The sequence below is a fragment of the Pedobacter sp. B4-66 genome (assembly GCF_018492665.1).
Lineage (GTDB): Bacteria > Bacteroidota > Bacteroidia > Sphingobacteriales > Sphingobacteriaceae > Pedobacter.
In genome coordinates this window covers 345848-358137 of record NZ_JAFVME010000003.1, presented here as the reverse complement: position 1 = coordinate 358137, position 12290 = coordinate 345848, and the positions used below count along the sequence as shown (strand labels likewise).

The window sequence follows — 12290 nt, the reverse complement described above, 5'->3', positions numbered from 1 at the left end:
GATTTTAATTTTAATTTTTTTTTTTGGTTCTAAAAATGATTCGGCTTTTCTAGGTACCATGTTCGGACCTCGTTCGGGGCTCGTCGAACAAGGTCCGAACGAGGTCCCTTTAAAGCGTGTGCGAAGGACGACTATATAATGGTTTAGATTTAGAATCCAATTCCGGTCCATAACTAAAACAATATGAATTTGGGTAAGTATGAGAATCGATTAAATTTACTGCCAATTTGATGCTATTGATATGCATAACCGAATATAAGAAAATTATGGCTCAATGTCAATTCTCTACACAAAAGACGAGTTTGAAAATATTTCGTGCTATGAGTAATACTACAGTTGTTGTTATACTAGTCCCTTAAATAATTGATTTTATTTCTAAAATATAGGACAAAAGTAAAGCGGGCATCGCTTGGGGCGAACATCCCGCTTAATTAACGCTCTCAATGTCTAATATATAATATTATTTTCCTTGTTTCCAAATTCAGTTTGTTCAGTTTACATTCACATATTGTAATCACTCCAAAATTTGAATAAAAGATGTGTTTTTGGCCTACCCTTTTTGCTAATTTTAGGTTGCGAAGGTGATGATGAATTCAGTCCATGCTAGCCCAAAGTGGATGTTTGAAAAAAATGAACAAGATGTCTACAATTGAACATTCGTTAATTCCTCATCAAACAGTTCAAAAAATAGGTTTTGCAATTTATGAACATGTTGTAATGTTTTAAAGTCACCTGTATCATCATTTGCTGGAACCTGCTTGTAACACTCAAAATACTGATCTTCTTCAATATGATATAAGAAGAAATTGTAATCCGGGTGTTGAAAGTACCCATCACTATTGTCCTTAAAGCCAAACGTGTTCACCAGCCAATCTGAGGTCAATAAAATTGGTTCAAGGATTTCACTTGTATTGATGTCGGACCCAGTATTTATGGTATGAATCATTGTATTATGAGCAACATAATTCCCTATCCTTAATTCGTTTGCCTTCATGTTTTATCTTGGTTTAAAATTACAAATAATTGTTGGTCGATTATTTTTTTCTGCCCAGGAACCTGATCACAGAACCAGTTCCATTATGATAAAGCCCCTCACTGAGCTGAACTTCTACTTCAGCTAATTCCAGGATTTCAAAATCAACGAAGTCATTCTTAATCTCCTCAATTGAAAACAGCATATCAGCATCTGTGGGACCACCCACATCCTTATTTTTCGCAAGATAGCTGAGGTGATTTTTGCTAAAAGCTTCAAATATAACCTGACCTCCTTTGCGCAATTTTCTACTCAGCATCTGGTGATATGCAGACTTTATATCAGCAGGAAAATGAGCATAGATTAGTGCTATGGCATCAAAATGCTCTTCTGTATATCCCAGATCCGGTAAAAAACCAATCTGATAGTCGATCTCTACCAGATTTGCATCTGCAAGTGACGTCGCTTTTCTTTTCCCTTCAATGCTAATATCAAAAGCAGAAACTTTCCAGCCAAGGCCGGCGGCAAAAACCGCATTCCTGCCCTCTCCTTCCGCAGCAAACAAGATTTTACTCGGCTCCAGCTTTTCCAGCTGTGATTTTAAATAATTATTTGGTGCGATACCATAGGCAAATTCATCCTGCCCGTAGCGCTCTTCCCACTTTTGTAACCAGACTTCTTTCATATTTTAAACTGATGTCGTCCCGTATCTGGGACCATACTGACATATACGTGTTCCAACGATTGATGAACAAATGTATCTTAATAATTTTCCTTTTTGGAACCCCAGGTGACAAATGACTTTAGTCACACATATTGGTGGTTTAAATTTAGATTGCCTTTCTGAATTACAGATTCTTCGTCCGGTAGAAAGAAATTATAATTGAGGGAATCTAGGAAATTACTTAAGTATTCTTTTTTGTAAAATAATTCTGAACTAGTGAACCTATATAGCCAAATAGTAATCCATTCAGTACAGCAATAATAACTACCATTCCGGGCGCCAACTCATCTGAGGGATGAATATTTCTAAGAAAAATTATCTGAAACATCAAAAGGAAGCCTGTTACTCCTAGGATAAACCCGCTAATTTTACCTGCTTTATTTTTCATTATGATCAAGATTTTTAAAATGCCTTAATAAAGGTATGTATTTCACTTTGAATTTAAAAGTACTTTTTATTTAAAATTATCCGGGCGTATTTCTTTTCTAAAGTGGAAATTAAAATTTAAGACACTGCCATAGGGTTGTCAGTAGTCAGAATTTATTTTGTGTAAAAAAAGGAATGGAAAAACTAGATCTAACAAAGAAATACAAGAGTTACTACGCAGCAAAAGAGGAGCCTGAACTCGTTAGAATTGAACCCGCAAATTTCTTAAGCATCACAGGAAAGGGAGATCCCTCAGAAAAGATGTATAGTGAAAAACTTGCGGCCCTCTATGCAACAGCCTATACGCTAAAGTTTGCATATAAAGCAATTGGAAAGGACTTTGTTGTTGCAAAACTGGAGGGTTTGTGGAGTTTTGACGAAGAGAAATACGGAAAACCGAGTATTTCGGAAGCTCCTTTAAAAGTGCCGAGAAGCGAATGGTTCTACAGGATGATGATTCGTTTACCTGATTATGTAACCGCAGATCAGATCAATAATGCCACAGATTCAGTCATTCGTAAAAAGAACCTTCCATTTGTTAAGGATACTGAACTATATTCCATGGACGAAGGTTTAGTTATTCAAATGCTACATATTGGCCCCTTTGACCAGGAGCCTGTAACATTGGAAAAAATACAACAGTTTATTGTGAGTAAAGGCCTTAAAAAGAATGGGCTTCACCACGAAATCTATCTCTCCGACTTTAATAAGACCGCATCTGAAAAATTGAGGACTATCTTAAGGGAGCCTGTTGTGGAAACCTAAAATTCTTATCTAGAGCCGGCGAGATGATATCGTTTTATTTACAACCGATACCGAAGTTTGATATTTCTTCCTATCGCTTTAAGTAATTCAGGATGGTCGTTTACCGTTGCATCAACAGCATCCCAATCCCCTTTTGAGTTGCAAACGAGCTGATACTCTATGTCTTTCAGGTTAATCCGAATTGCATTAGTTTCTCTGGTTATGCCCTTTGTTAAAACAACATAGGTATAGTCTTTTTCATCGAAAGTGATGCGCATTTGTAAAATCATAATGCAAATATAGCGTAGAAAATGCGTTTTTATTGTGCTTGGTACTATTTGCATTATGATTTTACTTCAGGAAGCAAACACTTTTCCCTTGGTAAAAGAATTATGGTCAGATCCTATATATTCGGAAGTCGGGTTTAGTATCTTCCATTTTGAGTAACAGGGAGCCTGACTGTGAAAGGAATAACACAATCGAAATCCTGGGCAGCGACTTCTGCAACGACCAACCATCCCAAGAAAATTGACCATACTCCGGCAAAAGGACCAGTGACAAGAGTTATGGGTACCACAAAAAGTCATATAAATGCCTTTGTGAAATAAATATAGCAAATCGGGATATAAAAGAGACTATCATGAAAAAATACTAATTTGCATGTGAGTGACAAAAAAACTACATCAAATAAGAAGCCAATGAAAGTTAAGCGTATTGTCATAGATATATCTACTCAGGATTTAGATGCCGCCAAACAGTTCTATCAAGAAATATTAGGGCTTGAATTGATCATGGATCATGGCTGGATAACGAGCTACGGATCCGATGAACAGCAACGTCTTCAGATCAGCTTTGCAAAGGAAGGCGGCTCCGGTGCCCCAATTCCTGATTTATCAATTGAAGTGGATGATATTGAGGAAGCCCTTCAACGAATGAAAGAGGCTAAAATCCCCATTGAATATGGTCCAGAGAACGAGCCATGGGGAGTCAGAAGATTTTTTGTACGTGATCCTTTTGATAAATTAATCAATATCCTTGCCCATATCTAATGGTCTCATAATTACTATCTAGATATACATTTGTATTTGAAAATACTTAGCATGCATTTTATAAACTTGAACACTGTGGCTACTTTACTTTAGACTCACTAATATCTATCGCTTTGTTAAAAGTTGCCAAACAACTATCCAGCGGCTGACCATGTTTATAAATGCAATCGCAGAAGACTTCGCAGGCTGCTGGATTTTTGCTGCCAGCACACTGATTTCTGCATGCAGATTCAGAGTTGCAGGGGCCTATCTCAAATATATAAAATGTGCCGATGATGATAGCGGCTAAAACTGCGAAGGAACCTCCAAAAAATAGGATTCGAAGGCGATTGCCCATGGGATTTTTTAACACAGGACGCGATTCTACTTTGGGCTGCCCAAGAGGCAAAATGTGTTTCAAACGGCCATAGTCCCAAATTAATAAAAACAGGTTTGCCAGTACCATAAAGGTGACGAGCCTGGTCCCTTCAAAGCGCGTAGCATAGGTCAGTACACAAATATTGACAATCATTGGAAAATACATGAGTGCACCAAGAAGGGAGGTTCTTGGAATTAGTAAAAATACAGCAGTGATGATTTGGGTAATTCCAATAAAAGTATAGTAATAGCCTGTTAGCTGCAAGGCATCGAAGTAATGCCCTAAAGGATTATTGGATGGCAGACCAGCGGCGAAACGTTCACCCATGACCTTAACAAAGCCGGCTGGAAGAAAGCCGGCTGCTAATGCTAGGCGGCAGAAAACGGCAAACTGTTGAAACCATTTGTCAGCTTTTGCCTCATGATATAGCTCTTCAAATCTATTCATAGATCACCTTTTTCTATGTATGCTTATTTTACTGAGGAGATAATGAACAGTTAATGCGATGGCCGTCCAGTATAAAGCACAAGCAAGCCCCCGGATTGGGGGTGCCGGGTCTGGATCGTTGAATATTGATGACAAGGGTCCTACCAAAACAATTTTGACAGGATATATGACTGCGGCTACGGTGCGCTTCCAGGTTATTGCTGAGCCAGTTCCCGGGAACCACTCACCGTTTACGGGTCCCAAAAGTAAATTAGAGATAAACTGAAAGGCAAAAGCCGAAACAAGAAAGATGACCACAAATCTTGTCCTTGAAATTTTCATAGTGTTGATTTTATACTTTGTAGTCTAAAGTTAATTAAATGACTTTGTATTTCAAAGTACTTTTATTAAAAGCGTATCAATTAGTAGACTGGTAGCTATTATTTCTGTTCTATCCGAAAAGTTCCCGGAGTATAATTGGTGAAGCGTTTAAAGTAGTCGAGAAAGGTCATTACCCTTGCAAAGGAAATGGTAAGGAATATAGTTGTGTTATGGAGCATTGTTGGTCCGATAGACTACTATTGGATTATCAATGTGTTTAAAAAAATAGATAGATCAAAAACCATTTGTAACTGGCGCTGTTTATATGGATAAACCACCTGTAAATTATACGGGTTATCAGGGTTTTAAAGTTTGCATTTAAACCCAAAATTGTCGCATTAATGCCCCCTATGTGCATACTATATTCCAGGACTTTGTGAGACAAGTCTTGCTAACTAAAAAAATAGGTCTATGAAAACACTACAATTTACAAAAGAGATCAAGGCGTCTGCCCAAAAAGTTTGGGATACACTTTGGAATGAAAGCACTTATCCTCAATGGACCAAGTCCTTTAATCCAACTGGGGATTCCTACATGCAGAGTGATTGGGAGGTTGGCGGCAAAACCCGCTTTGTTGATGCAAAAGGTAATGGTATGCTTAGTACGGTTAAAAGCAAAAATGAACCCTATGATATCGTATTCGAGCATCTTGGTGAAATCGCCGATGGCAAAGAAGATACCAGTAGTGAAAAAGTAAAAAGCTGGGCGGGTTCTCTTGAGGAATACCATCTTTCTGAAGAAGGAGGTATTACTAAACTTAAAGCTTCTGTTCAAACCGGAGAAGAATGGGAAGATGTCATGAATAACGGCTTTATCAAGGGACTGGAAGAAGTAAAAAGACTTTCAGAACAATAAAAGTTAAAATCTATGATTATGGAAAATTCTATCGCTAAAAGCCTTGCAGTAATTATTCCTGCTTACCGCATGCATAGCCAGATGTTCAATAATATGCTGGTCGATATTCAGGCCGCTGATGCACTAATACGTGTTGAAAATAAAACCAATCATTTCGTCTGGATGACAGGTAATCTGGTCAACTGCCGTTATTGGATGGCCAGCGTTTTGGGTTTGGCCGAAAAAGACCCAAACGAAGTACTTTTTAAAGATGGAAAAGCTTTGGATGAGAAGGCCTCCTACCCTTCGTTGGAAGATTTGAAAAAAGAATGGCACAAAATCTCCCCGATTTTATATAAAAGGCTTTTAGCCGTTGAAGATACTGAACTAGAACAGACTTATGAGTTAGGGATGAATGTGGCTTATATGGAAGAAAATAAGCTGAATATGCTCGGAATGTGTATCGACCGTGAAAGTTATCTTTTTGGACAATTGGGACTGATGAGAAAAATATTGGGTTATCAGGGGATAAAATATGATACTGATGACCATTTAAACTATTAAGTAAGGAATATAACCCATATTGGACACTAAATTTTTGGCTATTCTGCACATGGTTGGACTTTTTTCGATGATACAGTAACGGAGATCAGCATACATTTTGCTATTACGGAGGTTGATAAGGTAAGATACTGAATAAGCACTTTGTGATTTGATAAAACGGAAGTAAGAAATGGGCACAATTTGCCCCTTACTTTGTCGTTTCTGCCCCCTCTTTCCAACACCTCTTTTTTGGATATTTGTAGTGCACACCTCCAAATTAGACGATATGAACAATACGAAGAAAACAGATGAGTTTATGGTAAAGCTCGAACATCCACTGAAAGCCGAAATGGAAGCAGTAAGGTCAATCATTGTGAATGCCAATTCTAAAATAGAAGAAGACATAAAATGGGGTGGTCCCAGTTTCTTTTATAAAGAAGATCTTGCCACCTTTAATCCCAGGATCAAAAACTACGTGGCCCTAATCTTCCATAAAGGAGAGTTATTGAATGTGAAATCCGATTTTCTTGAATCAGCCACAAAAGGAAAGGTTTATGCAAAGTTCTATTCCATGGAACAAGTAATCGCACATAAAGATCTGATTGAAAAAATGGTTAATTCCTGGATTAAATTCATGGACAGTGAATAAAAGGTTATGATCTGGCTATTTCAGGAGACTTTGTCCGATTTTGACCAGCTTTGTGATCATATGACAAGAGTTCAATGCTCGGGACATTATCACGTCCCGCTTCTTCTATGTTGAACGCAAAATCAGTTACGTTTTCTTATGCGTGAAAATCACGATTTTTAGTGATCAGTTCTTCATTGGAGATTGTTCTATTTGTGGCCACCTCTTTCGTGGAAAGTGGAATTCTTCTATATTATCTTTAGTTGCCGCTGGAAACATAATCTTGATAGGTTTCATCATAATCTAAATAGCACCATGCCTAGTAATGCTATCAGCTCCTGCCCTGAAACACAGATTGCATAAATAAATCGCAAATAGGATTTGTATAACTAAAAGTTTAGTAGTATTTTAAACTAAATAATTAGTTATAAATATGAAAACCTCAACCTATTTACTGCTGGCCTGCCTGATTGCAGGCAGCACAAAAACTACAAATGCCCAGGTGACCGGTACCATACCGGGAACAGACAAATCAACTTGGTCCCTTAGCAATAATGATGGCTGGAGCATACCGGTAATTACAGATCAGAATGGGAACTACAAACTCAATATCAAAGCACTTAAAAAAGGGATGTACAGTCTGGGTGAGGTTGGAGACATCTATTTGGAACCCAGTTATAGCCTAATCATAAGAAAAAACAATGAGGGGTATGAATTTAGCGGGAAAGGAAGCCTGGAAAACAACCTGATCCAACAAATCCAGGTTCCGTTAAACCGAATGAGTTCCAGTAGTGGATACGGCGTAAAATTTTCAGTCCTGCTCACCGAGCCAGAAAAATTTATCCCGATCATGGACAAATACAAAGAACAGGCATTGCTAACGATTGACAAATCCAGAAATAAATTCTTTAAAACATTGTTGCACGAAGAGATCAATTACATTCGCCTCAATAAAATCTATAACTGGAAACTCTTTTATGGACTGGACAGCACCAGAATGGATTCGCTAAAGAAAACGCTTTCAATCCCCCTGGCCGAACGCACAAAAGACTACACACAGCAGTTGCAAAATGCTTATCTATATCAATTCAGCAAGAAAATGACGGAGGAGGAAAAGAAAGAAGTGGATGAGCTGTTATATTCCGGATGGGACATGAACAACGAGTTGCTGTTTAAAAACTCTTCTTCCTATAGCTATGCGATCCGTAACCGGATTAATTTCGGAACAAGTTCAGGCCAATACAAGAAGCTGAGTGATTCTTTGAAAAGCCCCGATCAGGCCAAACTCATTTTCATCAGGAAAGAAATCGGTAATGACTATATCAAAGACTATTTTCTGTACACCACTACCCTATCACTAATAAAGATGTCCAAGAGCAGCACAAAAGTGGAATCCTTCTATAAGGAATACCTCAGCAGCACTAAAGTTTCGAGTCGTCTCCAAGACATTGAACAGGCTTTTAAAAACTTAAAAGCAACGGAAAAAAATGCAATTGTTCCTGATTTCAGCTATACCAATTCTGATAACCAGCTGGTAAGCCTCAAAAGTATGCGGGGCAGCTATGTTTACATCGACCTCTGGGCAACCTGGTGCGCACCATGCATTGCGGAAATTCCAGACCTTAAAAAGCTTGAACTGAAGCTGAAGGAAAAGAACATTAAATTCGTCAGCATCTCATTGGATGCACCGGCAGAGAAAAATAAATGGTTAAGCTATGTAAAGGATAACGATTTACATGGAATCCAGCTCATTGCAGACGACGATTTTAAGTCAGAATTTGTCCGGAAATTCGGCGTAAATTCTATTCCGAGATTCCTGCTGATCGGTCCTGATGGTATCGTTATTGACAATGACGCAAAGCGTCCCTCTAATCCGGAGCTACAAAAGCAGCTCGAGGTCTTATTGAAATAGCAAAACCCGCTTCCTAAAAAAGCCTTTCCTGATTATCAGGAAAGGCTTTTTTACAAATGCTTTTTACCGATAAATTCGAACTCATTACACGATAGTTTAAAATCTATCGTCTGTTCCCGAGGTCGTCTTTTCTTCTTAAATCATCGGTCGTAATTTACCCCCGATTTTAGTGCCATTTAATGTAATTATGGCGATTTAAGTAGAATTAAGAGGAGCTTGTGTATATTTACTCCTAAGAAATTCTTTCGAAAGCTATCGCTACAGGTTTCATTTTTACTTCATTGTAAAGGTTGTAACGACAAAGCCATGGTCGGAAGGATATAAAATTTCTTTGCCATTCAATTTTATTGTCTCATCAAAAAACACCTTATAGGACTCAGATTTTATAGCTTTCAACTTCGGACTTTTGTAAAATATGTAATCTATTCGATGATCATCATTTTCGCCTTTAGTGTGCCATGTAATGCCGGGATGGGTGATAGCATTTGGATTCAAGGTTCTATAAGTATCTATCAGTCCAATATCCTGTAATACTTTTGTTGAATACCAGGGAACCACTAAATTATTATGATTTTTTCTGGTTTTAGCAGCCCAATCCAGATGAGAAGGAGTATTTAAGTCTCCACCAAGAATCATAGGAATTGAATCCGTTTCTGCAACATATTTTTTTATATAGGGCAACACCTTTTGTATCATTTCATATTTAGCTCCTGATCTTTCCCAAATCAGAAGTTCTTCTACGGTTTTACCTAATTTTTCAGGCTCGTTTTCCCATGGTAAATAATGAAACCAATTCGAGAAAAACCTTATCTTTTGGTTTTGGATGATAACTTCTCTTCCACCAAGATAAAAAGGGAATTCAGTATCAATTCGTTCTCCAAAAGGATATCTTGATATTATTGATAAATTAACATTCTTATCATCTAAAGCTGTTCCTTCTGGAGCAATTAAATGAAAATTATACCCTAAGGAATCGGCTATTTCTTTACCGGAACCGTAAGTTTCCACCATCAATATTACATCCGGATTTATTTCTCTTATAATCTGTATAGCATGCGCTTTTCCATCCTTGCTATCATTTGCTCCGTGCAATATATTCCAGGCCATCACTTTAAAAGTACTTGGTTGCTTTTGAGCCTCGCAGTTTAAAAAAAATGATATCAAGGTTAAAAAGAAAAAAGTATGTTTCATCATGGGTTTTTTATTAAAATTTATCTTTAGGCTGTTGTTGAGTTACACAATGAATCATTCCGCCATTGGCATATAAATCTCTAACGTCTATCCCAACTACGGTTCTATCAGGATAGAGACTTTGTATAATTTTGTTTGCTACAGCATCATTAGAGTCATTATAATTAGGAACCAGCACTTTTTTATTTCCTATATAATAGTTTACATAAGAGCCTTTGTAACCCAATTTTTTGCCAGAAGATGTTACCACATTATTTTGCGTTAACGGAAGCTTCACAATGTTATAGCGCATTCCACTTTTATCAGTGGCTGCATAGAGGGTGTTAATATCTTCTTCGGGAACTTGCCAGTCTAGTAGATCATTTTCATTCATGGTTACTAAAGTTGTTGTACTACCAAATCGGGCAAAACCATCTATATGCATGTCAGTAATTTCCAGACCAGCCTTTCCTTTTAACCAAATAAATTTGGTGACCCCTAGGTATTTGGTAAAAACAGCTTCTGCCTGTGCTTGTGTCATATCAGGATTTCTATTCTTATTCAGTATAGCGCTTTTAGTTGCCAATAGCGTTCCATTTCCATCGATTTCAATAGCCCCTCCTTCATTTATCATAACAGTGTTTAGATCAACTTTTCCTCTATTTTGATCGTCAGCGATTTTCGCAGGGATAGCATTACAATTTTGATAATCTGCTTTTTTTCCCCAGCCATTAAAACCCCAATCTTCGATAATAAGTTGCCCTTTGTTATCTCTTACGTAGATTGGTCCGTTATCTCTTACCCAAACATCATCAGTTGGGTGAGTTTTAAAATCCACATTGATTAAAGGGGTACCTGCCTTATCTAATAATTGCATAATTCTGGTTTTTTCTGCGTCATCATAAGCAATAATATGAACATTTTCGCTTTCTACTAAGGCTTGTGTCATTTTAACCCAGGTGTCATCTAGCCTATTGCGATAAGTAATACCGTATTGATATTGATGAGGCCACTGAAGCCATGTACCCTCGTGCGGAGCGGATTCTTCGGGCATGGTATACATTATTGCAGAATCTGCAGGTTGATAATTTTCTTCATTTTTTTGACAAGAAGAAAAAATAGTTAATATAGATATCATCAGAAATAGCATTTTGTTCATTTTTTTAAGTTTAAACAGTCTTTTTTTGACAAAGGAACCGATAATACAGATCGATCTATTGTCCAAAATTGACAACTATTTTTTTTTAATCGGAATAAGGATTTCTGTAATGTAGTCATTCATGTTTTCTGTGTTATAATTATTTCTCCTATAATGTTCTATAATAGGGGAACTATCAAATTCAAGGATCGAGTTAAAAAGCCAGTCTTTATATATTTGTCTATAGGTATCTTCTATTGAACCATAACTCCCTTTATGAATGTATTTAGCATATCTGCCACCAAAAATATGAGTCGATAGAAATTCTTTACTTGGCAATTCCTTATCTATACAGGCTTCGTACCTACATTTTAATTTATTAGTAATTAATGGTTGATCCACTATGATTCCGAAATATGCTGTCTCTTTATCCTTTCCGGTCACAGTATCAATTTTATCCCATAGTGACTCTATTTCAATACCGTTATAGTTTTTTGTTTGAATTCCAATATAAAACACCTTCATTTCTTTTAAAAAGACCAGCTCATAATTGATATTTCTATCTTCTTCGCTATGGTTATTGATGAAATTTTCAAAAACAGTCAGCTTTTCTGTTCTTGCTTGAATGGGTGAAACTTTAAACTGCTTTTTAAATGCTTTTGAAAAAGACTGTAAACTATCAAAACCTACTGCGTAAGAAATGTCCGTAATCGTATCACTTGTATAAATCAGTTTTTTATAAGCATTTTCAAGTTTAAGTCTTTTTTGAAATGCGCCTAATGATTCCCTAAAAATAGCCTTAAATACACGTTGGACATTGCGATAAGAATAATTAGATATATGTTCTAATTTTTGAATCGAAATATTTTGATGGTAATGCTCCTCAATATATTTGATTATATGCTGAATTTTTTCTAATCCCATATCAAAAGTCTAACATTCAAAGCTACAATTATGTGTTACTCAAACATAGATTTATTCGAA

14 protein-coding genes are annotated in these 12290 nt (G+C 36.9%); 6 read left to right on the top strand and 8 right to left on the bottom strand.

Features of this window, described 5'->3' with window-relative positions:
* Nucleotides 1-643: 643 nt before the first annotated feature.
* The 3 genes from J1905_RS06130 to J1905_RS06120 form a co-directional block, all read right to left on the bottom strand.
* Nucleotides 644-994 carry a hypothetical protein gene (locus J1905_RS06130; RefSeq protein ID WP_214226345.1) on the bottom strand — a complete coding sequence of 117 codons (351 nt, stop codon included), beginning with the start codon at nucleotides 992-994 and terminating at the stop codon, nucleotides 644-646.
* A gap of 40 nt (nucleotides 995-1034) precedes the next feature.
* The gene (locus tag J1905_RS06125; RefSeq protein WP_214226344.1) at nucleotides 1035-1658 is read right to left on the bottom strand and encodes a class I SAM-dependent methyltransferase; all 624 of its coding nucleotides are present in this window, start codon (nucleotides 1656-1658) and stop codon (nucleotides 1035-1037) included.
* Between the two features lie 220 nt (nucleotides 1659-1878).
* Nucleotides 1879-2085, bottom strand: coding sequence for a cation diffusion facilitator family transporter (locus J1905_RS06120; RefSeq protein ID WP_214226343.1), 207 nt, complete (start codon nucleotides 2083-2085; stop codon nucleotides 1879-1881).
* Nucleotides 2086-2258: 173 nt separating this feature from the next.
* On the opposite strand from J1905_RS06120, the gene J1905_RS06115 reads away from it, so the two are divergent.
* Nucleotides 2259-2888, top strand: a complete 630-nt coding sequence (locus J1905_RS06115) for a GyrI-like domain-containing protein (protein WP_214226342.1) — start codon at nucleotides 2259-2261, stop codon at nucleotides 2886-2888.
* Between the two features lie 38 nt (nucleotides 2889-2926).
* Here J1905_RS06115 and J1905_RS06110 read toward each other — a convergent pair whose 3' ends face one another.
* Entirely contained in the window at nucleotides 2927-3157 is a 231-nt protein-coding gene (locus tag J1905_RS06110; RefSeq protein ID WP_214226341.1) for a hypothetical protein, read from the bottom strand.
* Between the two features lie 372 nt (nucleotides 3158-3529).
* On the opposite strand from J1905_RS06110, the gene J1905_RS06105 reads away from it, so the two are divergent.
* Nucleotides 3530-3916 carry a VOC family protein gene (locus J1905_RS06105; protein WP_350027973.1) on the top strand — a complete coding sequence of 129 codons (387 nt, stop codon included), beginning with the start codon at nucleotides 3530-3532 and terminating at the stop codon, nucleotides 3914-3916.
* A gap of 79 nt (nucleotides 3917-3995) precedes the next feature.
* Here the strand turns inward: J1905_RS06105 and J1905_RS06100 are convergent, their stop codons facing one another.
* Complete coding sequence (locus tag J1905_RS06100; RefSeq protein ID WP_214226340.1) at nucleotides 3996-4721, bottom strand: hypothetical protein; 726 nt, start codon at nucleotides 4719-4721, stop codon at nucleotides 3996-3998.
* 771 nt (nucleotides 4722-5492) lie between these two features.
* On the opposite strand from J1905_RS06100, the gene J1905_RS06095 reads away from it, so the two are divergent.
* The 4 genes from J1905_RS06095 to J1905_RS06080 all read left to right on the top strand — a co-directional run bounded on the left by J1905_RS06095 (nucleotide 5493) and on the right by J1905_RS06080 (nucleotide 8998).
* Nucleotides 5493-5936, top strand: coding sequence for an SRPBCC family protein (locus J1905_RS06095; protein WP_214226339.1), 444 nt, complete (start codon nucleotides 5493-5495; stop codon nucleotides 5934-5936).
* A gap of 18 nt (nucleotides 5937-5954) precedes the next feature.
* Nucleotides 5955-6479, top strand: a complete 525-nt coding sequence (locus tag J1905_RS06090) for a DinB family protein (RefSeq protein WP_214226338.1) — start codon at nucleotides 5955-5957, stop codon at nucleotides 6477-6479.
* A 265-nt stretch (nucleotides 6480-6744) separates the two neighbouring features.
* The gene (locus J1905_RS06085) at nucleotides 6745-7107 is read left to right on the top strand and encodes a DUF1801 domain-containing protein (protein WP_214226337.1); all 363 of its coding nucleotides are present in this window, start codon (nucleotides 6745-6747) and stop codon (nucleotides 7105-7107) included.
* A 412-nt stretch (nucleotides 7108-7519) separates the two neighbouring features.
* Nucleotides 7520-8998: a TlpA family protein disulfide reductase gene (locus tag J1905_RS06080; RefSeq protein WP_214226336.1), complete on the top strand. Its 1479-nt coding sequence runs from the start codon at nucleotides 7520-7522 to the stop codon at nucleotides 8996-8998.
* Between the two features lie 273 nt (nucleotides 8999-9271).
* Here the strand turns inward: J1905_RS06080 and J1905_RS06075 are convergent, their stop codons facing one another.
* The 3 genes from J1905_RS06075 to J1905_RS06065 form a co-directional block, all read right to left on the bottom strand.
* A complete protein-coding gene (locus J1905_RS06075; RefSeq protein WP_214226335.1) occupies nucleotides 9272-10192 on the bottom strand; it encodes an endonuclease/exonuclease/phosphatase family protein in 921 nt (306 codons plus the stop codon).
* A gap of 10 nt (nucleotides 10193-10202) precedes the next feature.
* A complete protein-coding gene (locus tag J1905_RS06070) occupies nucleotides 10203-11327 on the bottom strand; it encodes an agmatine deiminase family protein (RefSeq protein WP_250318014.1) in 1125 nt (374 codons plus the stop codon).
* A 75-nt stretch (nucleotides 11328-11402) separates the two neighbouring features.
* Complete coding sequence (locus J1905_RS06065) at nucleotides 11403-12230, bottom strand: AraC family transcriptional regulator (protein ID WP_214226334.1); 828 nt, start codon at nucleotides 12228-12230, stop codon at nucleotides 11403-11405.
* Between the last annotated feature and the right edge of the window lie 60 nt (nucleotides 12231-12290).